General features: G+C 41.8%; 19 protein-coding genes and 2 tRNA genes. 16 read left to right on the top strand and 5 right to left on the bottom strand.

The features are described from left to right. Window positions 1–624 precede the first annotated feature (624 nt). The 5 genes from ACR5KR_RS00750 (at window position 625) to ACR5KR_RS00730 (ending at window position 6254) form a co-directional block, all read left to right on the top strand. Complete coding sequence (locus ACR5KR_RS00750; RefSeq protein ID WP_445628197.1) at window positions 625–1620, top strand: metal ABC transporter substrate-binding protein; 996 nt, start codon at window positions 625–627, stop codon at window positions 1618–1620. 150 nt (window positions 1621–1770) lie between these two features. Then, the gene (locus tag ACR5KR_RS00745; protein WP_445628198.1) at window positions 1771–2550 is read left to right on the top strand and encodes a metal ABC transporter ATP-binding protein; all 780 of its coding nucleotides are present in this window, start codon (window positions 1771–1773) and stop codon (window positions 2548–2550) included. Between the two features lie 45 nt (window positions 2551–2595). After that, window positions 2596–3459, top strand: coding sequence for a metal ABC transporter permease (locus ACR5KR_RS00740; protein WP_448265083.1), 864 nt, complete (start codon window positions 2596–2598; stop codon window positions 3457–3459). Between the two features lie 64 nt (window positions 3460–3523). Then, the gene (locus ACR5KR_RS00735) at window positions 3524–4096 is read left to right on the top strand and encodes a chemotaxis protein CheB (RefSeq protein WP_445628200.1); all 573 of its coding nucleotides are present in this window, start codon (window positions 3524–3526) and stop codon (window positions 4094–4096) included. Window positions 4097–4100: 4 nt separating this feature from the next. Further along, window positions 4101–6254 carry a hybrid sensor histidine kinase/response regulator gene (locus ACR5KR_RS00730; protein ID WP_445628201.1) on the top strand — a complete coding sequence of 718 codons (2154 nt, stop codon included), beginning with the start codon at window positions 4101–4103 and terminating at the stop codon, window positions 6252–6254. 124 nt (window positions 6255–6378) lie between these two features. Here ACR5KR_RS00730 and ACR5KR_RS00725 read toward each other — a convergent pair whose 3' ends face one another. Further along, entirely contained in the window at window positions 6379–6750 is a 372-nt protein-coding gene (locus ACR5KR_RS00725) for a DUF2237 family protein (protein WP_322666773.1), read from the bottom strand. Window positions 6751–7929: 1179 nt separating this feature from the next. On the opposite strand from ACR5KR_RS00725, the gene psbA reads away from it, so the two are divergent. The 3 genes from psbA (at window position 7930) to ACR5KR_RS00710 (ending at window position 13523) form a co-directional block, all read left to right on the top strand. Continuing rightward, complete coding sequence (psbA, locus tag ACR5KR_RS00720; protein ID WP_448265082.1) at window positions 7930–9012, top strand: photosystem II q(b) protein; 1083 nt, start codon at window positions 7930–7932, stop codon at window positions 9010–9012. 676 nt (window positions 9013–9688) lie between these two features. Beyond that, entirely contained in the window at window positions 9689–12016 is a 2328-nt protein-coding gene (locus ACR5KR_RS00715) for a PAS domain S-box protein (RefSeq protein WP_448265081.1), read from the top strand. Window positions 12017–12023: 7 nt separating this feature from the next. Further along, the gene (locus ACR5KR_RS00710; RefSeq protein WP_445628204.1) at window positions 12024–13523 is read left to right on the top strand and encodes an ATP-binding protein; all 1500 of its coding nucleotides are present in this window, start codon (window positions 12024–12026) and stop codon (window positions 13521–13523) included. 15 nt (window positions 13524–13538) lie between these two features. Here ACR5KR_RS00710 and trhO read toward each other — a convergent pair whose 3' ends face one another. Further along, entirely contained in the window at window positions 13539–14453 is a 915-nt protein-coding gene (gene trhO, locus ACR5KR_RS00705; protein ID WP_448265080.1) for an oxygen-dependent tRNA uridine(34) hydroxylase TrhO, read from the bottom strand. A 68-nt stretch (window positions 14454–14521) separates the two neighbouring features. On the opposite strand from trhO, the gene ACR5KR_RS00700 reads away from it, so the two are divergent. The 3 genes from ACR5KR_RS00700 to ACR5KR_RS00690 all read left to right on the top strand — a co-directional run bounded on the left by ACR5KR_RS00700 (window position 14522) and on the right by ACR5KR_RS00690 (window position 16885). Beyond that, a tRNA-Ala gene (locus ACR5KR_RS00700) sits at window positions 14522–14594 on the top strand. Between the two features lie 270 nt (window positions 14595–14864). Continuing rightward, the gene (locus tag ACR5KR_RS00695) at window positions 14865–15311 is read left to right on the top strand and encodes a DUF2127 domain-containing protein (RefSeq protein WP_448265078.1); all 447 of its coding nucleotides are present in this window, start codon (window positions 14865–14867) and stop codon (window positions 15309–15311) included. Between the two features lie 167 nt (window positions 15312–15478). Further along, window positions 15479–16885, top strand: a complete 1407-nt coding sequence (locus tag ACR5KR_RS00690) for a lysophospholipid acyltransferase family protein (protein WP_445628207.1) — start codon at window positions 15479–15481, stop codon at window positions 16883–16885. A gap of 389 nt (window positions 16886–17274) precedes the next feature. Here the strand turns inward: ACR5KR_RS00690 and ACR5KR_RS00685 are convergent. From ACR5KR_RS00685 to ACR5KR_RS00675, 3 genes are all read right to left on the bottom strand, one after another. Beyond that, window positions 17275–17346, bottom strand: a tRNA-Val gene (locus ACR5KR_RS00685). Window positions 17347–17424: 78 nt separating this feature from the next. Then, window positions 17425–17607 carry a hypothetical protein gene (locus tag ACR5KR_RS00680; protein ID WP_448265077.1) on the bottom strand — a complete coding sequence of 61 codons (183 nt, stop codon included), beginning with the start codon at window positions 17605–17607 and terminating at the stop codon, window positions 17425–17427. Window positions 17608–17677: 70 nt separating this feature from the next. Continuing rightward, window positions 17678–18166, bottom strand: coding sequence for a DUF1499 domain-containing protein (locus tag ACR5KR_RS00675; RefSeq protein ID WP_448265076.1), 489 nt, complete (start codon window positions 18164–18166; stop codon window positions 17678–17680). A gap of 289 nt (window positions 18167–18455) precedes the next feature. Between ACR5KR_RS00675 and ACR5KR_RS00670 the strand changes: the two genes are divergently transcribed. The 5 genes from ACR5KR_RS00670 to opcA all read left to right on the top strand — a co-directional run bounded on the left by ACR5KR_RS00670 (window position 18456) and on the right by opcA (window position 25540). Further along, complete coding sequence (locus ACR5KR_RS00670; protein ID WP_322674816.1) at window positions 18456–18719, top strand: hypothetical protein; 264 nt, start codon at window positions 18456–18458, stop codon at window positions 18717–18719. A gap of 1067 nt (window positions 18720–19786) precedes the next feature. Beyond that, complete coding sequence (gene fbp / locus ACR5KR_RS00665) at window positions 19787–20836, top strand: class 1 fructose-bisphosphatase (protein WP_194043026.1); 1050 nt, start codon at window positions 19787–19789, stop codon at window positions 20834–20836. Between the two features lie 321 nt (window positions 20837–21157). Further along, window positions 21158–22303, top strand: coding sequence for a transaldolase (gene tal, locus ACR5KR_RS00660; protein ID WP_448265075.1), 1146 nt, complete (start codon window positions 21158–21160; stop codon window positions 22301–22303). A gap of 154 nt (window positions 22304–22457) precedes the next feature. Continuing rightward, entirely contained in the window at window positions 22458–23987 is a 1530-nt protein-coding gene (zwf, locus tag ACR5KR_RS00655; protein WP_445628210.1) for a glucose-6-phosphate dehydrogenase, read from the top strand. Window positions 23988–24157: 170 nt separating this feature from the next. Next, complete coding sequence (gene opcA / locus ACR5KR_RS00650; RefSeq protein WP_445628211.1) at window positions 24158–25540, top strand: glucose-6-phosphate dehydrogenase assembly protein OpcA; 1383 nt, start codon at window positions 24158–24160, stop codon at window positions 25538–25540. Window positions 25541–26131: the final 591 nt, after the last annotated feature.

Genomic DNA, 26131 nt, shown 5'->3' with positions numbered 1-26131 from the left:
GATGGACACTCACTAACTTCACCACAAGTATCCATTCATAATCGATCGGATTCTGTTCAATATCTGCGCGGTACAATACGCTTAATCATGTCTTAGCTTTTTGTAGCCAAATTTGATTAAATTGCCTACATGGAATAATTTTTGTTTTGATTCATTTCCTTATGCCAATAGTCTGCAACAGCAATTTTTGATGTAGCTAAATCAAATCGCTGTCGTTTGTTGATTTGCTTAACCTATCCTTTAGCTTAAGTAAATTTTTATGAATTGTCAAAACAATAAATATTAAACTTTTAAAAGTTAGTGTTTTAACAAAAAAATATTTTTACAATGTATTTATTTTTGCAATTTATAAAATATAAAAACGTGGAAATATTATATTTGTCTGTAAGGTATTTCACAATAGTAAAATATGTGTTTGTGATGTAAATAACAAAAATATTTGAATCACTCAAAAAAACCTTTAAAAAGATAAAAGTAAGGAATCATGGTTAAGCCAGAACTCAGAAATACACTTTATTGCAACAGGTTCGCTTTTTTACTCTAATATTATTTTCATAATTCTTTCATTTTTCTCTTACTTCTGCTAAAGTGAAACAAAAGTGAGAAGATTATGAAATTGCTATAATGAGATTTAATGTCAATAACCAGATGCAACTACCGCAGCACGGGCAAAAATTGGCTTTAGCGTCTGGGCTGCTATTGTGGCTATGTTTGAGTGGGTGTAGTCCGTCAATCTCCAATTCTCAACCACAGTTAAGTCCAAACCCAGGCACAACTAACACCAACCTAGATAAAAAAGGTAAAAAAGTAGTTCTTACCACCTTTACAGTCATTGCAGATATGGCGCAAAACGTCGCAGGAGACAAGGCGATTGTTGAATCTTTGACCAAACCGGGGGCAGAAATTCATGGTTATGAACCAACTCCTAGCGATTTGGTGAGGGCGCAAAAAGCAGACCTAATTTTGAATAATGGTCTGAATTTAGAGCGTTGGGCACAGAAATTGTATAACAGCGTTCCTAATGTCCCTCACGTTACCCTAAGTGAGGGAATTAAGCCTGTCGAAATTGCTGAGGATGCCTACAAAGGGAAACCTAATCCCCATGCTTGGATGTCACCAGAAAACGCCTTGATTTACGTAGAGAATATTCGTAAGGCATTGGTTAATTTGGACTCAGCGAATGCAGAGACTTATAACACCAATGCCAAAGCATACAGCCAAAAGATTAAGGAAGTTGATGAGAAACTGCGAAAAGCCGTGTCAGTAGTTCCAGCAGACAAGCGTTACATGGTAAGCTGTGAAGGCGCTTTCTCATACGTCACCCGCGATTATGGCTTGAAAGAAGCTTATCTCTGGGCGGTTAACTCTGAACAACAAGCTACTCCCAAACAGCTAGAAAAAGTCATTGATATAGTTAAAAAAAATAAAATACCTGTAGTTTTCTGTGAAAGTACAGTTAACGATGGAGCGCAACGTCAGGTAGCGAGAGAATCAGGAGCAAGGTTTGGTGGAGTGTTTTATGTTGATTCTCTATCTCCAGCAAACGGGCCAGCACCAACTTATCTCAAGTTGCTAGAAGGTAATATTAATACTCTAACTCAGGGATTAGAGGAAAAGTGAGCAAGTATGCAAGAATAAATCTAACTATTGAAAATAAGCTGGTATTAAGGGCTTTAGTCTTGCTTTGTTCTCTGGAAAACGTTACGTGTTTGCAAAGAGAGCTAAAGCCGCTCATTACAAACTACTGATTAATTTTAGAGGTTATTTTTTGTGAAATCTATTAGTATTGATGTCGAAAATTTGACAGTTGCTTACCACGGCAAAGTTGCTTTACATGGTGCTTCTTTGCAAATTCAAGCAGGTTCAATTAGTGGTTTAGTAGGGATGAATGGTAGTGGTAAATCAACCCTATTTAAGGCAATTATGGGTTTTTTGAAGCCAGTTACAGGAAGGGTTTTGATTAATGGTTTACCGATAAAAACTGTACAGAAAAAAAGCTTGGTTGCTTATGTACCACAGTCAGAAGAGGTGGACTGGAATTTTCCAGTAAGTGTCCATGATGTGGTAATGATGGGGCGCTACGGATACATGAATATACTGCGAATTCCGTCGGCGAACGATCGAAGAGTGGTGAGGGAGAGTTTGGAAAGGATGCAAATGTGGTCGATGCGCGATCGCCAAATTGGAGAACTCTCTGGCGGACAGAAAAAACGTGCCTTTCTCGCCCGTGCTTTGGCACAACAGGGAACAGTTTTACTATTAGATGAACCTTTCACCGGGGTAGATATCAAAACAGAAAAAGCGATGATTGACTTATTGCTGGAATTGCGAGAAGAAGGTCATACAATTTTGATTTCTACTCATGACTTAGCGTCTATCACTACTTTCTGCGACCAAGTAGTACTCATTAATCGTACTATTTTAGCTTATGGTGATACATCCGAAGTTTTCACAGAAGAGAATCTCTCACGGACTTTTGGTGGTTCTCTTGGAGATTTATCTCTCAACAAAAGTCAGATAATCCGTGGAAATCAAGGTGAATCTGATTGATTGAGAATTTTTAGTTAATATTGCTTGGATTAAAGTTATACAAATATGAATACTCTTGCATTCTTAGACTGGTTCACTACACCCCTACAGCATGAATTCATGGTGAAGGCAATTTGTGTAAGTGCCTTAGTTGGGGTGGTTTGTTCTGTTTTATCTTGTTTTATGACCCTCAAAGGTTGGGCATTAATGGGAGATGCTGTCTCCCATGCAGTAATGCCTGGGGTTGTAATTGCTTACGTTTTAAATATCCCTTTTGCTGTAGGCGCTTTCGTCTTTGGAGTGGGTTCAGTTATTGCGATCGGTTATATCAAAGCGAAAACGAGAATTAAAGAAGATACTGTCATTGGACTTGTATTTACAGGATTTTTTGCTCTGGGTTTGGTACTAGTTTCCAAAACTCCCAGCAGCGTGGACTTGACGCACATTTTGTTTGGGAATGTCTTGGGTATTTCTAATGAAGACATTATCCAAACAGTGATTATTAGCGTAATTACTTTAGTAACAATAGCTGTTTTACGCAAAGACTTACTATTATTTTGTTTTGACCCCACTCATGCACGTTCTATCGGTTTAAATACAGCAGCGCTACACTATATTTTACTATCATTACTCTCGCTAACTGCTGTCGCCGGACTCCAGACAGTGGGAATTATTCTGGTTGTAGCGATGTTGGTTACTCCGGGAGCAACAGCTTATTTATTAACAGACCGTTTCGACCACATGATACTAATTGCAATGGCATCGGGCGTATTTTCTAGTGTCATGGGGACTTACATCAGCTATCATATCGATGGTGCAACGGGGGGTTGCATAGTTGTGTTGCAAACCTTGTTGTTTATCGTAGCAATGATTTTTGCACCTAAGCATGGGTTACTGGGAAGAGCAAAGAAGCAAGAAAACACTGACTGATTCAGTATGAAATACTCTTTGCTATTTACCTAATTCGCATTCTGTAGGTGTGAGGGCGAAATAAGTGTCGTTTAAAATTGTGGTAATTGGTACTTCTTTAGGCGGATTATCAGCACTGAAAATCGTCTTGGGTAATTTACCAGCGGACTTCCCTGTACCGATCGCGATCGTACAACACCGTCATAAAGAATCTAGCAACACACTCCAGAATTTATTACAAGAATCCACTTTGTTGAAAATTCGCGAAGTGGAAGACAAGGACGAAATACTACCGGGATATATCTACATCGCCCCAGCAGATTATCATTTACTGGTTGAACCAGGTCACTTTGCTCTTTCGACTGATGAGCCTGTTTCTTATGCAAGACCATCTATTGATGTGCTGTTTGAGTCGGCAGCTGATGTCTACACAGAAGAAGTTATTGGTGTAATATTGACAGGAGCAAACCAAGATGGTATGCAAGGTCTTAAGAAAATAAAAGCGCGGGGAGGAATTACTATTGTACAAGAACCTGCCACAGCTGAAAGCGACATTATGCCAGAGGCAGCAATTTCTGCTATTGAAGTAGACTGGATTTTGACACTCTCAAACATTGCTTCCCAGATGGTCAAGCTTTGTCAATCATCACCGAAATAAACCGATGCAGATGGAATCCAAAGTCAACATCCTCCTAGTAGATGATAAACTAGAAAATTTGCTGGCACTAGAAGCAATCCTAGAAAAACTAGGGGAGAATCTCGTGAGAGCTACTTCCGGGGAAGAAGCTTTGAGGTGTCTGCTGCATCAAGACTTTGCAGTGATTTTGCTGGATGTGCAAATGCCAGGGATGGACGGTTTTGAAACTGCTACCTTAATTCGCAATCGAGGGCGATCGCGTCACACTCCAATTATCTTTCTTACCGCCTTTAGCACCAGCGACCAAATGCTGTTTAAAGGCTATGCCTTGGGTGCTGTTGATTATCTGCTCAAACCACTAGACCCCAATATTTTGACCTCTAAAGTCACAGTATTCGTAGAACTGTTTAAGAAAACAGAAGCCATCAAGCAACAAACAGCGCAACTGGTAGCTGTGAATACCGAACTCAGGCAAAGTGAAGAACGATTCCGATCGCTAAGTACCTGCTCACCCGTTGGCATTTTTGAAACTGATACTGAAGGTAACTGTAAATATACTAATCCCCGATATCAGATAATTTGTGGTCTGAAAGCGGCAGAGAGTTTAGAGAAGAGATGGCTGGAATCTGTTCATCCAGAAGATAGAGAACGAGCGATCGCTAGTTGGTCTGCTTACATTTGTGAAGGTCGGGAATACTCAGAAGAATTTCGCTTTCAAGCTGCTCACGGTAATATTCGTTGGGTTCAAGTCCGCTCATCACCGATGCTTTCCAGTCAAGGAGACTTGTTGGGTTATGTAGGCACTCTTGAAGACATTACCGAACGCAAGCAAGCAGAAGAAGTCCGCGCTCAAGTGATTCGCGAACAAACGGCAAGACACGAAGCAGAAGCTGCGAATCGGATGAAAGATGAGTTTCTAGCAGTTCTCTCCCACGAACTGCGCACGCCTCTAACCTCAATGCTAGGCTGGTCAAAAATCCTCCGCACCAAGAAACTTGACGAAAAAGCCACTTCTCGCGCCTTGGAAGCGATCGAACGCAACGCCATATCTCAGATGCAACTAATTGAGGATATTTTGGATGTATCCCGGATTATCCGCGGTCAGTTGCGGTTAAACGTATCGGCAGTCAATCTAATCTCGGTGATGGAGGCAGCTTTAGAGGCAGTGCGTCCTCTAGCAGAACCAAAAGAGATTCAATTAAATACTCTGCTGGATACTTCCATAGGATCGGTCTATGGCGATCCAGCCCGTTTACAGCAAATTGTCTGGAACCTACTAACTAATGCAATAAAATTTACCCCTAAAGGTGGCAGGGTAGAGGTTAGGCTATCAAAGCATTTTGGATTTTCGATTTCAGACTTCAGCGTGAGCGCTCAGTCGAAGGATTTTGGATTGGGATCTGATGGGAATTTAGCCTCTTCAAACACTGATGAAAGCAGTAATATACAATCCAAAATTCAAAATTTAGAATCTCAGTACGCCCAAATTGAAGTTATCGATACAGGCGTTGGTATCAGTTCCGAGTTTTTACCCAAAGTATTTGAGCGTTTTCGCCAAGCAGACAGTACCACAACGCGATCGCACAATGGATTAGGACTAGGATTAGCGATCGTCCGTCATCTAGTGGAACTGCACAAAGGTGCAATCTTTGCCGAAAGTTTAGGTACTGGACAAGGAGCAACCTTTACTGTAAGACTACCACTTCTACAAGACAATAAGGGTAGTAGGGTGAGTAGAGAAGCTACAGGAGAAATTTCTTCCCCTGTGGCATCGACACCCCTTGCTGGATTAAGAGTTTTAGTTGTAGATGATGAAGCAGATACCCGTAACTTTCTCAGTTTTATGTTTGAGGAGTATGGGGCTTTTGCCAGTGCGGTAGCATCAGTTGATGAAGCGCTAGTAGTAGTTGAACAAGCAAAACCAGATATCCTGATTAGCGACATCGGTATGTCAGAGCAAGATGGTTATACACTGATTAGGAAACTGCGCTCTTTAGAACCAGAAAAAGGTGGACGCATCCCCGCGATCGCTTTAACAGCATACACGCGAGAGGAAGACCGCTTAAAAGCCCTAAAAGCTGGGTTTCAGCAGCATTTATCTAAGCCAATTGACCCCAATAAGTTGATTTCTGCGGTTGCCAATATCTTAGAACTGCCTATTGAAGTTCGAGTGAGTTGATTTGGAATTGGGAAGAGGGGAGCAGGGGAGCAGGGGAGCAGGGGAGCAGGGGAGCAACAAAGAAGTTGCAGTAAGTCTTTCCCCTCTGCCCCTCTGCCCCTCTGCCCCTCTGCCCAATGCCCAATCAAGACGAACTTAGAGCATGTTTTTTCAGTTCGTCTAGAGAAACCACTTCTAAAGCTCTAGCATGGGTTGCTGAAAGTATTACGGGTGGAGCAACGCCAGCTTCTAGAGCTTCTTGCCAGCGAGAAGCACACAAACACCAGCGATCGCCAGGTTTCAATCCAGGAAAATTAAAGTCAGGAACAGGTGTGCTGAGATCGTTCCCTTGTGATTTGGTAAACTCTAGGAATTCTGATGTCACTTGGGCACATACAACGTGCGATCCGAAATCTTGACCACCTGTACGACAAAAGCCGTCGCGGTAAAACCCAGTCACGGGAGAAGTACAGCAAACCTCTAGGTTTCCATCGATTACATTTTTAGCGTCTGTCATCGTTAATTCGTTGTACTTGATTTTTCCACTTAATATAAGCTTATATTTATTGTCAATTTCCTGGTTCAAGAAAAATCGCGATCGCTAATTAATTCCCAAAAGCCAGGGAATGCTAAAATTATTTACTCAAAATCGTTAAAAATAAATTTTTCAGCAGAATATCTAAGAGCGATCGCTCTCATTTTAAATAGAAATAAAAACCCCTGGCTAATTAACCAGGGGTAATGCAAGTCAGTACTTTTCGCATGGAATGTATCCTACTCAAATACCATAGCAACCCTCTAGTTTACAGATATGCCATTTTGCCAAACAAAAAAAGCCCTCAGTGGTAAGCTGAGGGTTAATTTTTTAGAATAGCGGTAATATACAAACTTATTATTCCCAAAGAAGTAAGCAAATAATACTTGTAGTCATTTTTCATTGGGAAACTCCAAATAAAAAAATACTCAACTACTTTTTGTGGGGTGAGCGTCTCGCCATTGGTGTCAACTTAAGCTGAAACTTCTTTAGAACCTCGTTTCCAGCCTCTGGCTGGAAATGCACTTCAATTGGGCTGCTGCCGCCAGCAAGAGAGGCAAAGCCTCCTTGACAGCACTCCCAGTCGGAGCAGAAAAACGAGACAATATCTCAAAGCTTGCTCTAGGCTGGCTCTCACGTTAAGTTGACACCAATGGCGACACGAGCGCTCTAAGCCTTGGGCGGACAAGATGTCCACCCTACAAGATTGGATAATTTATTTGTTAGAAGTCTCTTAGTGTAATAGAGGAGCCAGTCTTTACAAATCAAAGTGCTTCTGACCATCAGAATTTTTTGTTCCCTTTTCTACGAAAGGCTATGCGAACAGAGGGTTACTTCCGTTGAGCAATCGTAAACATAGAGCCATATAACCAGATATGTAATGTCATATAGCGGTTATTGATTGAATGAGAACACCAAAGTTCTTACTGTCAAATCATTTCAGCAAAGTTTTTGTATCTCACTCAACTGCGCACTGCTATATATAAAGATGACTTTGGCGTATTCTTGCCTCGTTGTTTGGTTTTAAATAAGCAAACCTGATAACTCATATCAGATTTACTGTAGTAATAAAACTTGATTAAATTTTGTAAAGCAGTGTAAAGTAATTTCACAGGCAAAGACAAAGTTGCCTGATTCATAAACAACCGCAATCATAAAACCATGACAGCAACCTTACAACAGCGCTCAAGCGCCAATGTATGGGATCGATTCTGCGAATGGATCACCAGCACCAACAATCGGATCTACATCGGTTGGTTCGGCGTAGTCATGATACCCACCTTACTAGCCGCCACCGCTTGCTTCGTAATCGCCTTCATCGCTGCTCCTCCAGTAGACATCGATGGAATCCGCGAACCAGTAGCAGGTTCCTTGATTTACGGAAACAACATCATCTCCGGTGCAGTAGTACCTTCCTCCAACGCCATCGGTTTGCACTTCTACCCAATTTGGGAAGCAGCATCTCTTGATGAGTGGTTGTACAACGGCGGTCCTTACCAGTTGGTAATCTTCCACTTCCTGATTGGCGTATTCTGCTACATGGGTCGTGAATGGGAACTATCCTACCGCTTAGGAATGCGCCCTTGGATTGCGATCGCCTACTCAGCACCAGTTGCAGCAGCAAGTGCAGTATTCTTGGTATACCCCATCGGACAAGGTTCTTTCTCTGATGGTATGCCTTTGGGAATCAGCGGAACCTTCAACTTCATGATCGTCTTCCAAGCAGAACACAACATCTTGATGCACCCCTTCCACCAGTTAGGTGTAGCAGGTGTATTCGGCGGCAGCTTGTTTAGTGCGATGCACGGTTCTCTTGTAACTTCTTCCTTGGTTCGTGAAACAACCGAAACCGAATCTCAAAACTACGGTTACAAGTTCGGTCAAGAAGAAGAAACCTACAACATCGTTGCGGCTCACGGCTACTTCGGTCGGTTAATCTTCCAATACGCTTCCTTCAACAACAGCCGTTCCCTGCACTTCTTCCTCGCAGCATGGCCTGTAATCGGAATCTGGTTCACCGCCTTGGGTGTAAGCACAATGGCGTTCAACTTGAACGGTTTCAACTTCAACCAATCAATCATTGACTCTGAAGGTCGTGTGATTTCAACTTGGGCAGATGTAATCAACCGCGCTAACCTGGGTATGGAAGTAATGCACGAGCGTAATGCTCACAACTTCCCTCTGGATTTGGCTGCTGGTGATTCCGCTCCTGTTGCTCTGACTGCTCCTGCGATCAACGGTTAATTCTGAAGTTTAGCTAAATCAAAAAGCGCTCTCCTTTTACGGAGGGCGCTTTTTGTTTTAATGTATATGAATTACAAATTGCTTTAACCCACTTTTCCTAACAATTTATAAATATATGGGAATAGACATCACTTATCAATAATAAATTGACGCATCCCTAATTAGTTCTTTTATAGATTGTAATAAATTACTCAGGATTTTTAGTATTAAATATTCGGCAAGTCCAAGTTCCTGTTTTAGGCGTTTTTCGTAGAATTCAGGCAACTTTATCATTAAATCATGCTTATTGAGAATAAATGCTATTTGTTGTTTTATCATAAATTGCCACATTCTTTAGTATGTAGGCATTTCAGGCTATTTTATCTTCCTCCTAGCTGGGCAAGTGATATTTTCTTATGTGCAAGTGATATTTTCTTAGTGTAAACTATCAGACATATTTCACACTGCAAGATTTGCATAAATATTGAACCGACATATACTTCTGTAGGAAGTCTTTTTGAGTACAGACCAATTTTTTATCCCTAAATATTAAAGAGCTTATACATCAAATTCTGAATCAGTAAAAGATTGGATCGGAAAAAAACAAATTTTGCAAAAAAAATTAATAATCATTTTAGATTCAAAATAAATAATTAAATTTTAGTACATAATAAAAACTTTTATCACAAAACCACTAATGCTATTTTCTGAAAATGAAAGCCAAAGGAGTTTTAATTTCCTTTTCTCTAAAAATCCCAATCCTATGTGGGTATATAACCAGAATAATCTGCAATTCTTAGATGTAAATGAAGCTGCTGTTGTTCACTACGGCTACTCACGAGAAGAGTTCTTGCAAATGCGAATAACTGACGTTCGCCCTTCAGAAGATGTGCCTCTTTTACTTGAATATTTACGACAAAAGCATTCTAGCTTGGACTTTACTGGACGATGGCGACATCAGCGAAAAGACGGACAGATTATTGATGTTGAAATTTTCACACAGACAATAGACTATGGCAATTATAAGGCTCGCTTAGTTCATATACGAGACATCACAGAACACAAACAAATAGAAAAAACTCTTCAACAAAGTGAAGCTAGATTTCGAGTTATTTCTGAAGCTATTCCTGTTCCATTCATTATTTCGCGTGTGTCTGATGGGTTGGTTTTATACGCTAATACAGAATTGCTTCAAACATTTCAGTTTTCTCCAGAGTATTTAGTTAATCGCAAAACAATTGTAGATTTATATCATAATTTAACAGATTTAGAGGAGTTGTTAGCAAATCTTAATCAACAAGGGTTTATTCATAATTATGAACTGCAATTACAAAAAGCAGATGGAACTCGTTTTTGGGCGATCGCTTCTTTACAATATTTAGTTTTTAATAATGAATTAGCCATTTTAACAGTATTTAATGATATTAATGACCGCAAAAATGCCGAAACCAAACTTCAAGAACAAAATGAGTTTTTGCGGATAATTTTTGAAAGCATACCATTAATGATTGCCCTGATCGATACCAATGGTGAACTCCAGTGGGTGAACCAAGAATGGGAAAATATTCTCGGTTGGAAATTTCAAGATTTCCAAACTCGTGATGTCTTGGAAGTGCTATATCCTAATCCTGAATATCGACAGGATGTAATTAATTTTATTCAGTCTGCACAACGCATTTGGGGTGACTTTAAAACTCAGGTGCGCGATGGTCGTTTACTGGATACCTCTTGGACTAATGTTTACCTTTCAAATGGTCAAATTATTGGTATTGGGCAAGATATCACAGAACGTAAGCAAACTGAACTAGCTCTAAAAGCTCAAGCCGAGCGGGAGCAATTGATGCGAACTGTTGCTCAACGGATTCGTCAATCTTTAAATCTTCAAGATATTCTAAATGCAACAGTTCAAGAAGTGCGAGATTTACTTGGGGTCGATCGAGTAATAGTCTATCAGTTTGACTCAGAAATGATCGGCACAATTATGGCAGAATCAGTGGAACCTGGATGGACGGTTTCTTTGGGTGTAGAAATTCATGATACGTGTTTTCAAACAGGCTCAGGAGTAGAATATTATCAGGGACGCAAACGAGCGATCGCTAATATTTACGAAGCGGGACTAACTGATTGCCATATTCGCCTGTTAGAACAGTTTGAGGTGAAGGCAAATTTAGTTGTGCCGATTTTACTAGAAGTAAGCTCTCAAAACCCTGGCTCTCACATTTGGGGTTTACTGATTGCTCACCAATGCTCTAGTTTTCGAGAGTGGGAAGAAAATCAATTAGATTTGCTCGATCAAGTGACAGTCCAATTAGCGATCGCAATTCAACAATCCAGCATCTTAGCGCAAGCTCAAATGGAACTTGTTCAAAGACAAAAAGCGCAAATAAAGTTAAAAACAGCCTTAGCTGAAAAAGAAGTTCTTTTAAAAGAAGTTCATCATCGCGTTAAAAACAATTTGCAAATTGTCTCCAGTTTATTACAACTTCAGTCTCAAACACTCAAAGATCCAGAAATAATCAAAGTTCTTCGAGAAAGTCAAAATCGAATTGAGTCAATATCTCTAATTCACAAAAATTTATATACTTCCGCTAATATCGGACAAATTGATGTTGCTGACTATATCAATAATTTAGCAGCTAGCTTACTAATTTCCTATCAAATATCCCCTGGTAAAATTTCTCTAGAAACTGATATAGATTCAGTAAGCTTGAATGTCGATCAAGCTATTGCCTGTGGATTGGTGATTAACGAATTAATCTCCAATGCCCTCAAACACGCTTTTCCCAATCAACAAGTAGGCACAATCAGTATTGCTTTACACAATATTGACAACAGTATCGAGATGATTATCCGAGATAATGGGATTGGTTTACCAGATAATTTAGATTGGAGAAATACTGATTCTTTGGGTCTGTCGTTAGTACATGACTTGGTTACAGAACAACTAGAAGGCGATATTACTCTAGAGAGCGATCGTGGAACAGTATTCAAAATAAAATTTACGCAGTTAACTTTGCATCAGTAAATATCAAATGGGTCAAGCTAAGATTTTAGTCGTTGAAGATGAAGTGATTGTGGCTAGAACTATTGCTAGTCAACTCAGTCAACTAGGATACATTGTTACGGGTACAGCTTCATCTGGAAAAGTTGCCATTGCCAAGGCATCGGAAACTCAACCAGAACTAGTATTAATGGATATTATTCTTAAAGGTGAGATGGACGGTATTGCTACCGCTATTCAGATTCGCGAACAGTTAGATGTACCTGTAATTTATTTAACCGCTTATGGGGACGATCATACTTTAGAAAGAGCCAAAATTACCCAACCTTTCGGATACATCGTTAAACCATTTACTACAAAAGATTTAAAAATCGCGATCGAGATTGGTTTGTTAAAACATCGGTTAGAACGCGAACTGCGGGAGAATCGAGATCAGTTAGCAACCCTTTTAAACTCAATGAGTGATGCTGTAATCGCTACTAATGAACAGGGAAAGATGACATTCATGAATCCCGCAGCTGAAGCACTGACCGGGTGGCAACAAAAAGATGCTTTAGGAAATGAAGCAGCAAAAATTTTTCATATTGTCGATGAAGTGACAGAAACAACATTAGAAAACCCTGTGACAAAAGTGCTGCGCGAGCAACAGGCTGTTTATTTAGGGGAATTCACATCTCTGATTACAAAAAATGGCAAAAGAGTTCCCATTGGCGATAGTGCTTCTCCACTGAAGCGAGGAACTGGCCAGATAAATGGTGTAGTAGTTGTTTTTTGGGATCTTAGCGAACGACATCAAACAAAATTGCTAGAGCAAGCATTAGAGAAGGAGCAAGAACTTAACCGTCTCAAATCCCTATTTATCTCTACTGTATCTCATGAGTTCCGTAATCCCCTAACTGTTGTTCAAACCGCAGTAGAACTCATGGAAATGCAAGGAGCAAATTTGACAGATACAAAAAGAGGCATCTATTTAAAGCGAATTCAAGGTGCTGTCCAATCTATGGAAAAACTCATGGAAGAAGTGTTGTTTATGGGTCGAGCAGAAGCAGAAAAACTCATATTCAACCCTGCTCCCCTTAACCTAGAGCAATTTTGTCAAGAGTTAATCGAAGATTTTTTGATTGTTAAAAGCAGCGCTTGTGAAATTGTTTTTACGTGTCATAGTGAGAATACGTCCGCTGTCATGGATGAAGGACTCTTACATTACCTATTTGCAAATCTTCTCTCAAATGCGGTTAAATATTCTCCCCAAGGTGGCAAGATTAAGTTTGATTTAATATGCGACCCAGTTGAGAAAGTAGCAACTTTTTACATTCAAGATCGAGGTATGGGTATTCCCGAACCAGACCAGGCTCGACTGTTTGAATCATTCTACCGAGCCTCAAATGTTAAATCAATTCAGGGTACTGGATTGGGGTTAGTAATTGTTAAAAGATGCGTTGATGCTCATCAGGGTCAAATCAGTGTCACAAGTGAAGTTGGAATTGGTACTAAATTTACAGTAATTTTGCCATTAAATTCTGAATCATGAGTTATAAATTATTCTTCAACTCACATCCTGATTTTTGTTGCCAACTTGGGTTTGGTAATGGCGCCATTTTTCTTGCTGACGCGCTCTTTTCTGCTCGGTGAGGCTATCAAAACAATAGGGACAAGAGATACCTTGCTCATATTTGGGAGACAGTTTATCTTCTTCTGAAATCGGGCGCCCACAACAGAGGCACAACTCATAACTTCCTTTCTCCAATTTATGACTAACGGCTACCCGCTCATCAAACACAAAACATTCTCCTTCCCATAAACTTTCTTGTGCTGGAACTTCTTGCAAATACCTAAGAATGCCGCCCTTGAGATGATAGACTTCTGCAAAGCCTTGTGCAAGCATGAAGGATGAAGCTTTTTCACAGCGAATGCCGCCTGTACAAAAAAGAGCAACCTTTTTGTGTTTAATTGGGTCAAGATGGTGGCGCACATAATCAGGAAATTCGCGGAATGATTCAGTTTGGGGATTTTCTGCCCCTTGGAAAGTACCGATATTCACCTCATAATCATTGCGGGTGTCAATCACAGTTACTTCTGGATTGGAAATTAAATCATTCCATTCTTCAGGGTTGACATAGATACCAACTTGTTCATTTGGGTCAATTTCTGGCAACCCCAAAGTGACAATTTCTTGCTTTAACCGCACCTTCATCCGCTCAAAAGGTGGGGTTTCGGTATAGGACTCTTTGGATTCTAAGTCTGCTAAACGAGGATCGGAACGCAGAAACCAGAGAACTGAGTCAATCGCCTGACGCGAACCAGCAATTGTACCGTTAATCCCTTCAAGTGCCAGCAAAATAGTCCCCTTGACACCTTGCGTTTGGCAGTAAGACAGCAGAGTATCTCGTTTCTCGGCAAAATCTGGCAGCTTAACAAATTTATACAATGTTGCGATAACTTGGATATTTTCTGGCTTCATCCCTTTGGTAATAGAACGATATAAGTTACAATAACAACGGTAATCAAAGTTATCTACTATTTTAGTATGGGGGTTTAGCTCAGTTGGTAGAGCGCCTGCTTTGCAAGCAGGATGTCAGCGGTTCGAGTCCGCTAACCTCCATTGAAAATTTTTGATTGAAATGCGTGATGCCTGCTGTTTTTGCTAGTCTACGCACATTCAAATCAATTAAAACCCCATTCATTTTCAAAAAATGGGATTATTTTTCCTTGTTAGGCAGGGGGTACGGGGAGTATAGTATTGCTTTCATTGCACCGATTCAAAGCCGGACTTAGTTAGAAGAATCTCTGGATCGGGGGGTGAACTCTGACTTGACAGCACTCAGGTAATTTTGACGTTCAAAAGTTGACTTATCTATACTTAGGGGGTTCTTTGAAAAAGCGTCCATTGGGGTTAGTGGCAATTGTTCTCTACAAAACATTTACCGCCTTGCTGCTTATGGTTACTTCGATCGCTTTATTATTGACATTAAAAAATTATCAAACTCTAGAGGCGCTTTCAGAAAATTATGTTTTAGAAGGTAAATCGCTCGTGATTGATTGGCTTTTAAAGAAAGTTATTAACTTAAATCCTAGAACTCTAGCATTTAGCGGCATCGGAACCGGAATATATGCTATTGTTACCACTATTGAAGCCGTTGGTTTATGGTACGAAAAGCGTTGGGCACATGTCTTAGTATTGGGACTTGTCGGTATCAGTATTCCACCAGAGATTTATGAATTGATTCGAGGAATATCTCCGATTAAAACATTAGTTTTTGTGTTAAATTTAGCTGTGTTTGGCTATTTACTCCGAAACTTTCCTAAACATCCAAACTAATTTTTGATTCGATACTTAGGGTCTATGGTTGAAAAGTTTAGGAGTGCTGAGTAACCAAAAGAGCCAAAGGTAGCGATTAAAAAGCTTGACCGTCAAAAGCTCAAGGTTTACGCAAAACCAAGACCCCCACGTTGTACAATCGCTAGAAATATAATCTGGAGAGCGACTTGCCTAGATCGATTCAGTCTACTCAACCACCACTGAAATTTATTCCCCAACGGCTGAATCCGCTGGTACTTCATATTTTTCGGTGGTTACTGCCGATCGCACTACGATTTCGCACTCGTCCTTGGCTACCAGCTGGGATTGTCAAAATTGAAGCCACAAATGTTGAAGTATTAGCTGAACTCTATCAACAATTTCAGGCTGGAAAAATTCGCTTTTTGTTGGCATTTCGCCATCCAGAGGTGGAAGATCCGCTCTGTATGCTGTATTTGCTTTCTCGGATTGTGCCACAAGTTGCTCGTCAAAAAGGTATTACATTAAAATCCCTGGTTCACAGCTATTTTCTTTATGATCGAGGTATGACAGTTTGGGCTGGAAAGTGGCTAGGTTGGCTGTTCTCTCTGCTGGGGGGTGTACCGGTTCGGCGTGGTAGGCGACTAGATCGGCAAGCTATCCAAAATGCACGGGAGTTGTTTGCTAATGGCGCGCTACCGATCGCAGTGGCACCGGAAGGCGGTACTAATGGTCATAGTGGCATTGTTAGCCCCTTAGAACCTGGTGTTGCTCAAATGGCGTTCTGGTGTGTAGAAGACTTAGAAAAAGCTAACCGTTCTGAGACTGCGATCGTTGTACCGATCGCCATCCAGTATAGTTACGTTGAGCCACCTTGGTCTAAACTCGATTGGTTGTTGAGTAAGTTGGAAGCTGATAGTGGCTTGAAAGTTTTGGAAATTGATTCGGGTAATAGCGAAGAGATTTATTATCAACGCCTCTGTCGGTTGGCTGAATATCTGATTACCGAGATGGAAGAGTTTTATCGTCGCTTCTATCATCAAGATATCCCCAAAACCATTTCAACTGATGAATTGAAGAGTGTTAATCAGGTATTAATTGCCCGACTCCATCGCCTACTAGATAAGGCATTACAAGTTGCCGAGCAATATTTTGGAGTTCAAGCGCAGGGTAATTTTATTGACCGTTGTCGCCGCTTGGAAGAAGCTGGCTGGAGTTACATTTACCGAGACGATTTGCCAGATATTAATGCTTTAGCACCTTTCAAACGCGGTTTGGCAGACTGGATTGCAGAAGAAGCCGACTTGCGAATGCGACACATGCGGATAGTGGAAAGTTTTGTTGCAGTCACAGCTACTTATATTCAGGAACAACCTACAGCGGATCGGTTTGCAGAAACAGCTTTGCTTGTATTCGATATGCTTTCTCGAATTCAGGATACAACACTTCCGGGGCGACCTCGGTTAGGTTTGCGACAGACACAAATCACTGTGGGGGAGCCAATTTCAGTTACAGAACGCTTCAAAAATTGTCAAGGCGATCGCCAAGCGTCTAAACAAGCTGTGAGCGATTTGACAAAAGATTTGCAAATCGCTTTAGAAAAGATGATTAAATAATCGAAATTCTCAGATTTTTTCGCTCGAATTTTGTCAAAGATTGCACCTTCATCAAAGAATTTTTTTTGAATTCCGTCTCATCTTCCTAAATTTTGAGCTTTGAAGTTCCTTTTATAGCAACAGCCAAAAAGGTTAGGACATTAACAGATGATAAAATTTAGACACAAAAAGGCTTTTCACCCAGTCCCCAGTCCCTAGTCCCCAGTCCCTTGCTATAATATTAGGAAATTTGCCTTCCATTTCTTTTGTAACAGTCAAGTCAAGAAGACAAAATCCTAATTTGGTAAACTCTCGTTGCAACTTTGGGGTGTAAAGATAATTCTGCTTTCGGGTGACACTAATTTGCGAATGTACATTTGACAAATAATTTGTCGTTCTACAGTATTAAGTGGGCGATACTGGATTTGAACCAGTGACCCCATCCGTGTGAAGGATGTGCGCTACCACTGTGCTAATCGCCCAAGACCTTTTATATTACCATAACTTATTAAATAGCGAATAGCGACGTAAGTTGAAATGCTGCGCCTTTGCAATTGACGTTATTCTTCATCGTTGCCGTATGTCACGCAAGGACTGTCAACGATCAGTGATGGCTCAAATGAATTGCAGAAAATGACGGTAGAACAATTAACCCCAAATTCGTCAGGATGAATGCACGCGATCGCTTCTTCCACTAAGGTATGGAAAGCACAATCATTGCAGATAGTCTGACATTTTTCCACTAAGTATAAATTTTGTAATGGTATTGCGATCGCACTTCTATCAGTTAAATGAGAACAAATAGAGACAAAATCAAATGTTTAAATCGCGTAGAGCCAGACGAATTTGCTCGGCTCGTCTGCGGTTGACACCGAGATCGGACTCTCCCACGCGAGAAGCCGATCGCAGATGAATTACTGACTCATTAGGAGGTAAATAAAACTCTACATCATCAACAAATTGGAAGATACGGCTTTTAGAAAGAGCGTGGATGTAATTATCTGTTTGTTCTACAATTTCTGTACGCGGAACAACACTGATAACTTTTAGTAAGATTTCTCTAGCTGCATTACGGTCTACATGGTAAGGAATCGGGTCGATGGCGTGTTTTTCATCTGGGTTTTGACTAACAACACAATTGTTTGAAGCCGGACAAGAACTAAGATGACCATTATCAACTCCCAAGCTAGAAGCAGCCCAAGTAGCCCCAGGAAGTATTAAACTACTAATCAAAGTTAAAAGTATTGCAAAAGCGACATTCCGTAAGAATCGCTGCCGGAATGCTGTTAGCAGACGGGACATGAGAAATTTACTCCTTTTGTGCGGTTATTTTGAGTGACTACTGCGAATTGCTGGTTCGCTCTACAGATTATCATCTATCCAGCGGCAATCTGAGTTTAGGCGATCGCAATTGCCAATAAGGGAATCAAGCCAAAAAAGTAACCAATAATTCAGATTTCCATTGACTACGAACCCAAAATCATTAGCAGGGGTTGCGATCGCATTCCCTGGTGATTCCAGCTTTGACTCGCTTGAATATGGCTGGTATCGGCTTTGTTGTGGCCAATATTAGAAAGTTTGATGGTTGTAGATGAACATAGGAATAATCCAGCCTTACAGTAACGGGTTTTTAGAAGTTGTACCAGAGAGCGATTATTGGCAGATTGCAGCTATACACATCAATGGCCAAGCCTACTGTCCTACTCCTCAGCTTTATCGTTCAGAAAAAGTGGCATTAGCAAAAGCAACACAAATTTATGATTGGATAGCTGACCACGAACACCAAATCAGTGATGAGGCTTACTACTGCTCTGAACTGAAACTCATCCTATGGCAGCAACCAAAAGTATCTTAGTACAGCATTTCATTAATTCGTACCAAATTAAATTGGCAATACACGACAATGTGAATGCATCGGCTTGCATTGTGAATGCATCGACTTGCATTGTGAATGCATCGACTTGCATTGTGAATGCATCGGCTTGCATTGTGAATGCATCGGCTTGCATTGTGAATGCATTGGCTTGCATTGTGAATGCATTGGCTTGCATTAAAAACGCTACGCTTTTACGCAAAGTTGTACTTAGTTAACCAGGCAGATTGCTTGCCTTGGGCATTAGAGATTACCAAGAAATAAATTATCCAATCTTGTGGGGTGGGCGACACGAGCGCCCTTGGTTATGGGCGGACAAGATGTCCACCCCACAAGAAAAATTGTATGTTTTTTTATTTGGAAGTCCCTTAATATTTCAGAGTCAGCCTATAGTCCCTGCCGCAAATGTGGGGATTTTACAAAGAAAGCAGAAGGCAAAAGGAAAAAAGTACTAACAAAAACTTTAGTTATGGGTTATTGCCCACTAGTATAAAAAAAATTGTGTCTCCTGCTACGCATCTCGACACAAGGCCTCCTTACTTCAATTCCACGTTTTTACCCGGATTTCTCACCACACCTCTTAAAGCCTGTGCAAGTGCCGGGGAGAAGTAACTCGTCAAAAAGAGGAAAAGGGGCAGGGGGCAGGGGGCAAGGGGGAAGAACGGGACAGAGCTTGGACTCCGCCCCGCATAAGCGTCCTTTATGACGGGGCTTGTACCCGTGTTCCGCTCCGCACTCGCGTTTGGGGAAAGGGCTTGCTCCCCCTGCTCCCTGCTCCCTTCCCCCCTGCCTCTTCCGGTCAAGAAGTAAGAAGTTTTTACTCATTACTCATTACTCATTACTCATTACTTCTTTTCTCCTCCATCAAACGCCTTGAGCTTGTGAGAAATGCGGGCTAAGTGCAGGGGTCAGTGAAGATTCATTTCTTTAGTTTATCTAAAGTCGCATCTAAGTTATCAAATTACCTTTCTAAGATAGAAGCAGCAACTATAAGTTGCTACAGATGACTAAAACCCAATTAACAGGTAGTTGCTGCGGAGAACACAAAAATGACTAAAGCGCCGGAATCTTTAGACTTATCTGCCTACGATGCTACAGACAGAGCTTTAGATCGTGACTGTACAACTTTATCGCGTCACGTCCTCCAACAACTTCAGAGTTTTTCGCCAGATGCACAAGATTTAAGTGCGCTGATGAATCGCATCGCCCTGGCCGGAAAACTGGTAGCTCGTCGCATGAGTCGCGCTGGTTTAATGGAAGGCGTTCTGGGATTTACTGGAGAAGTTAATGTCCAAGGCGAATCCGTCAAAAAGATGGATGTTTATGCCAATGATGTATTTATCTCAGTGTTTAAGCAAAGCGGCTTAGTTTGTCGCCTCGCTTCTGAGGAAATGGAAAATCCTTACTACATCCCAGAAAATTGTCCCATTGGCCGCTATACCCTGCTGTATGACCCAATTGATGGCTCATCCAACACTGATAATAATCTCAGCTTAGGTTCCATTTTCGCCATTCGCCAACAAGAAGGAACTGACAGCGATGGTAAAGCAACTGACCTACTCGCCAACGGACGCAAGCAACTCGCTGCCGGATACATCCTATATGGACCCTGCACGATGCTGGTTTATACTATAGGTAAGGGGGTTCATTCCTTTGTTCTCGATCCCAGTTTAGGAGAGTTTATTCTCACAGAAGAAAATATTCGCATTCCTAACCACGGGTCTGTTTACAGCGTCAACGAAGGTAACTTCTGGCAGTGGGAAGAATCAATTCGAGAATACATTCGCTACGTTCATCGCACAGAAGGCTACAGCGCTCGTTATAGCGGCGCAATGGTGAGCGACATCCATAGAATTTTGGTTCAAGGCGGCGTGTTTCTCTACCCAGGCACAATTCAAAATCCTGAAGGAAAATTACGCTTGCTTTATGAAACGGCTCCTCTCGCCTTTTTGATTGAGCAAGCAGGCGGCCGTGCTACTACAGGATTGGTAAATATCTTGGATGTGGTGCCAAAAAAACTGCATCAGCGCACGCCTTTAATTATTGGTAGCAAAGAGGATGTAGCTAAGGTGGAGTCTTTTATTCAAAACGGACACTAGAAGATAATTCGTAATACTTCGGCTACGCTCAGTACAAGTTCGTAATTCGTAATTCGTAATTACTGTTACGTAAGGGTTTTAGAGGTTTTATCAGGGGTTCATTTAGGCTGTGCTGTACTCTCATCTGGCATTAATTAAAAGTTAATCATGGTGATTTAGGATTAGGGATGCAATGTAGCGCTTTTTGAAGATCAATTAAAGATTATCTCAGCTGGCCGATGCAATAAGTGATTGGCAACGCCACAATTCAAAAGTAAGTATCAATGCGTTTTGCCAACTTCACTTAGAAACATCACTATACAGGAGTGAAATAAACTAGCTATGACTACCAATCATCTACTAGAAATTAACCAATACGGTCAAAGTATCTGGATGGATAATTTGACCCGTGACATTATTCAATCAGGTGAACTCAAAGACATGGTTGAAAATCAAGGAATCTCTGGGATTACTTCTAACCCAGCGATCTTTGAAAAAGCGATCGCTGGTAACGTTATTTATGATGCCGATATCGAAGCCGGAGTTCGAGCTAACTTACCCATAGACAAAATTTACGAATCCCTGGTTTTTGCAGATATCCGTAATGCCTGTGATATTTTACGCCCTGTTTATGAAGCCTCGAATAGATTAGATGGTTATGTGAGTATTGAAGTACCGCCAACCATTGCCCATGATACTGAAGCAACCATAACCGAAGCCCGGCGCTATTTTCAAGAAATCGGTCGGGAAAATCTGATGATTAAAATTCCTGGTACAGAACATGGTTTGCCAGCAGTAGAACAGGTAATATCCGAAGGGATGAATGTTAATATTACGCTGCTGTTTTCTGTAGAAAGCTATGTAAACACAGCAATGGCTTATATTCGGGGCTTAGAGAAACGAGTGGCTGAAGGTAAAGACATCAGTAAAATTGCTTCAGTCGCTAGCTTCTTCCTCAGCCGGATCGATAGCAACATTGACGGCAAAATTGATGCTAAGTTGAAAAAAGGCGTTGATGATATTTCCGTGGAAGCAAAGCTAAAAGCTGTTAAAGGAAAAGTAGCGATCGCTAACGCTAAGATTGCGTATCAAGAATACAAGAAAATCATTAGAAGCGAGCGTTGGCAAGAGTTGGCAGCAAAAGGAGCTACACAACAACGGCTACTTTGGGCTAGCACCAGCACCAAAGACCCCAACTACAGAGACGTGATGTATATCGAAGAGTTGATTGGCCATGATACCGTCAACACCGTACCACCAGCGACCATTAAAGCTTGTGCCGATCATTGTAACGTAGGCGATCGCTTAGAAACAGATTTAGATAATGCTTACACGCTGATCGAAAACCTCAAAGATCCCGACATCAACATCGATCTCGATAACGTCATGGATGAACTGTTAGTCGATGGTATTGACAAGTTTATCAAGCCCTTCCAGTCCTTGATGAACTCTTTAGAAGACAAGATCAAGGTATTGTCACCAGTGTAGGGAACAGAAGAGGGGAAAAGGTTAAAGGGTAAAGGGTAAAGGTATAGTTCTTCCCCTTTCCCCCTGCCCCTTATCCTCAGAGGGGGCCCCACCTTCCCCTTTCCCCCTTTCCCTTTCGCCAATCCTAGTACCCAATCTAAAATCCAAAACTTCTATGGTTAGTCTGCTAGAAAATCCCTTGCGCGTTGGTCTGCAACAACAAGGGATGCCCGAACCCCAAATTATAGTTATCTTTGGCGCTTCCGGTGACCTCACTTGGCGCAAACTAGTACCAGCACTTTTCAAATTGCGGCGAGAACGGCGTATTCCCCCAGAAACGACCATTGTTGGTGTGGCACGTCGAGAATGGAGCCATGAGTACTTCCGCGAACAAATGCAAAAGGGGATGGAAGAAGCACATCCTGATGTTGATTTAGGGGAACTCTGGCAAGATTTCTCTCAAGGTCTGTTCTATAGCCCTGGGGATATAGACAACCCCGAAGGCTACCAGAAACTGAAAAACTTATTGACTGAATTAGACGAAAAACGGGGCACGCGAGGTAATCGCATGTTCTACCTCTCGGTTGCCCCTTCATTCTTCCCTGAAGCGATTAAGCAGCTAGGAAGCGCCGGGATGCTAGAAGATGCCTACAAACATCGTCTAGTAATTGAAAAACCCTTTGGTCGAGACTTGGCTTCTGCCCAGAGTCTTAACCAAGTGGTACAGAAATTTTGTAAAGAAAACCAAGTATACCGCATTGACCATTACTTGGGTAAAGAAACAGTCCAGAATTTGCTGGTGTTTCGCTTTGCCAATGCGATTTTTGAGCCGTTGTGGAATCGTCAATTTGTTGACCACGTGCAAATTACCGTGGCAGAAACCGTGGGAGTGGAAGACCGGGCTGGTTACTATGAAAGCGCCGGCGCACTACGGGATATGTTGCAAAACCATTTAATGCAACTTTACTGTCTAACGGCGATGGAAGCACCCAATGCAATGGATGCTGACAGCATTCGCACAGAAAAAGTGAAGGTACTTCAAGCTACTCGTTTAGCTGATGTTCACAATCTGTCGCGGTCAGCAGTACGCGGTCAGTATAGTGCTGGCTGGATGAAGGGCCAAGAAGTGCCAGGGTATCGGACAGAACCAGGCGTTAATCCCAACTCCACCACACCGACTTATGTCGCTATGAAGTTTTTGGTAGATAACTGGCGCTGGAAAGGTGTTCCTTTCTACTTGCGTACCGGAAAGCGGATGCCGAAAAAAGTCAGTGAGATTTCGATTCACTTCCGCGAAGTTCCGTCTCGGATGTTCCAATCTGCTGCCCAACAGACAAACGCCAATATTTTGACGATGCGGATTCAGCCGAATGAAGGTATTTCCCTGCGTTTTGATGTGAAAATGCCAGGGGCAGAATTCCGTACCCGTTCCGTTGACATGGACTTTAGTTATGGTTCCTTTGGCATCCAAGCCACATCTGATGCCTACGATCGCTTATTCCTTGATTGTATGATGGGCGATCAAACATTGTTCACCCGCGCGGATGAAGTAGAAGCCGCTTGGCAGGTCGTAACGCCAGCCCTTTCCGTTTGGGATGCACCCGCCGACGCCAATACTATTCCCCAGTATGAAGCTGGAACCTGGGAACCAACAGAAGCAGAATTCTTAATTAACCAGGATGGCCGCCGCTGGCGCAGACTCTAACAATTTTAGATTTTAGATTTTAGATTTTAGATTGGGGACGGCAAAATCGGAAATAGATAATAGGGAATATGAAAAACTATTACTAATTACCAAATTACTAGTTCTTAATCCAAAATCCAAAATCTCAAATCTTAAATCCAAAATCCAAAATCCAAAATCTACAATTTCCTATGGCTCCCCAAGCTTCTACAATTTATTCACTTCAGGCGCCAAAAGATATTTCGCTTAACGAAATAGAAGCGGAACTTCATCAAATTTGGCAAAGTTACGGTATTACTGGCGAGGACGGTGGGCTTCCTGCTGCCACCCGCGCCACAACATTTACTTTAGTGGTTTACGAACCCGAAGAAACCCAATATCTTTTGGCTACTTTGGGATTTTACAACGGCCCGCTTGACGGGATTTTAGGGCCTCAGATGGTAGCTGCCTTACGGCAAGTGCAGACAAAATATGCCTTGCCCGATACGGGAACAGCAACACCTGAAACTCTGGCTATCTTGAGAGAAGAATTCATCAAACGTCAAGGAAACGGTGCTACGGGAGACAATGGTTCTATTGAACTTCCCAGCTTAAGTTTAAATGCCCCAAGCCCCAGAATTGCTGATGAAATCGCCCTCCGCAACCCCTGCCGCATCATCGCGCTATTTCCCATTACTGGCGAAGATGAAGGGGTTAAGGCTCAGGTTTCTGCCTATTGCCCAATCCAAAAGCAATCGTCAAGCACACTAATTTGCTGCGAATACATCACTCTCAGTGGAACTGCTGCTGCCTTAGAACGCATCGGTGGTATGCTTCCAGCATTGTTGATTGGCGGCTTACCAAAGTTTCTCTGGTGGAAAGCAACACCAGACCCCAATAACGCTCTATTCAAGCGGTTGGCAGCCGTTTGCAATAATGTGATTGTGGATTCTTGCCGCTTTAACGAGCCAGAAAGTGACTTACTCCGCCTCCAAGAATTGGTGGAAAGTGGGGTTCCTTTGGCTGACCTCAACTGGCGTCGCCTATCAGCATGGCAGGAATTGACAGCTGAAGCTTACGACTCACCTCATCGTCGGGCCGCCCTTGGGGAAGTTGACCGAGTAACTATTGATTACGAAAAAGGCAACCCCGCACAAGCACTGCTGTTTTTGGGTTGGTTGGCAAGTCGTCTAGGATGGCAGCCAGTTTCCTATAAAAAGGAAACCGGAGATTATGACATCACTCGCATTAACTTTATTGCCCAAGACCAACGCCAAGTAGAAACTGAATTAGCGGGTGTTCCCCTTGCTGATGTGGGTGAAATTGCTGGCGACTTGATTGCTTTGCGCCTCAGTTCGACCAATCCAAAGGCAGACTGTGGTACTGTAATTTGCTCGGAAACTGGTGGTTGTATGCGGATGGAAACCCACGGCGGCGCTCAATCTGCTGGTCTGTTTCAACAGGTGACTTCACTTTCTGAACAAAAGGCGGAAGCATTGCTGAGTCAGCAGGTACAACGCTGGGGTCGCGAGTCACTTTTTGAAGAAAGTCTGGGAGTGAGTGCGAATATTTTCAAATTGGAAACAAATAGTTAGTTGCGCCTGGAAACAATAAAAGTTACCAAAATTGCGAAAATCAAACACAAACTCTTCAGATTTTTGGATATTTCAATAATCTGGAGGGTTTTTCTATTTTCCTTGGTGTTAAATCAATACTGTTCGGTTACGGCAAGAGACGCGATGAATCGCCGTCTCTACAATAATTAATCTTTTGTCTTGACGGCGTATCGCGTCTTTGGCGAGCCATAATTTTTATCACAAAATCTTAACCGAACCGTATTGTTCCAACTTTCTCCCAAGCTTGGGCTACGCTGTACACATAAGTCTTTTAGAGTTGCTGTGTAACTTCTGACTTTTCACGGTATCTGGAAAACCTCTCTTCTATTTCTCTCTTCCTTTTAGGAGAGACACTTTGAATTTTCCCCCTTCCCTCGCAGGGAAGGGGGTTAGGGGGTTAGGTCAATCGTTAGCTTTTCCACATAATGTGAAAAGTCAGGTGTAACTTAGGGTGGGCTAATGCTTTGCAAGTCGATGCATTGGCATAGCAAGTCGATGCATTGGCATAGCAGGTCGATGCATTAACATAACAAGTCGATGTATTAACATAACAGGTCAATGCATTGGCAT

It is taken from the genome of Nostoc sp. DSM 114159, assembly GCF_053470285.1.
The sequence above is the reverse complement of the archived record's forward strand: the minus strand, read 5'-3'. Positions and strand labels throughout refer to the sequence as shown.

Coding starts and splice junctions, on each gene's coding strand:
- ACR5KR_RS00750 (WP_445628197.1), top strand. CDS start 625: ATGAGATTTAATGTCAATAACCAGATGCAACTACCGCAGCACGGGCAA.
- ACR5KR_RS00740 (WP_448265083.1), top strand. CDS start 2,596: ATGAATACTCTTGCATTCTTAGACTGGTTCACTACACCCCTACAGCAT.
- ACR5KR_RS00730 (WP_445628201.1), top strand. CDS start 4,101: ATGCAGATGGAATCCAAAGTCAACATCCTCCTAGTAGATGATAAACTA.
- ACR5KR_RS00725 (WP_322666773.1), bottom strand. CDS start 6,750: ATGACAGACGCTAAAAATGTAATCGATGGAAACCTAGAGGTTTGCTGT.
- psbA (WP_448265082.1), top strand. CDS start 7,930: ATGACAGCAACCTTACAACAGCGCTCAAGCGCCAATGTATGGGATCGA.
- ACR5KR_RS00715 (WP_448265081.1), top strand. CDS start 9,689: ATGCTATTTTCTGAAAATGAAAGCCAAAGGAGTTTTAATTTCCTTTTC.
- ACR5KR_RS00710 (WP_445628204.1), top strand. CDS start 12,024: ATGGGTCAAGCTAAGATTTTAGTCGTTGAAGATGAAGTGATTGTGGCT.
- trhO (WP_448265080.1), bottom strand. CDS start 14,453: ATGAAGCCAGAAAATATCCAAGTTATCGCAACATTGTATAAATTTGTT.
- ACR5KR_RS00675 (WP_448265076.1), bottom strand. CDS start 18,166: ATGTCCCGTCTGCTAACAGCATTCCGGCAGCGATTCTTACGGAATGTC.
- ACR5KR_RS00670 (WP_322674816.1), top strand. CDS start 18,456: ATGAACATAGGAATAATCCAGCCTTACAGTAACGGGTTTTTAGAAGTT.
- fbp (WP_194043026.1), top strand. CDS start 19,787: ATGACTAAAGCGCCGGAATCTTTAGACTTATCTGCCTACGATGCTACA.
- tal (WP_448265075.1), top strand. CDS start 21,158: ATGACTACCAATCATCTACTAGAAATTAACCAATACGGTCAAAGTATC.
- zwf (WP_445628210.1), top strand. CDS start 22,458: ATGGTTAGTCTGCTAGAAAATCCCTTGCGCGTTGGTCTGCAACAACAA.
- opcA (WP_445628211.1), top strand. CDS start 24,158: ATGGCTCCCCAAGCTTCTACAATTTATTCACTTCAGGCGCCAAAAGAT.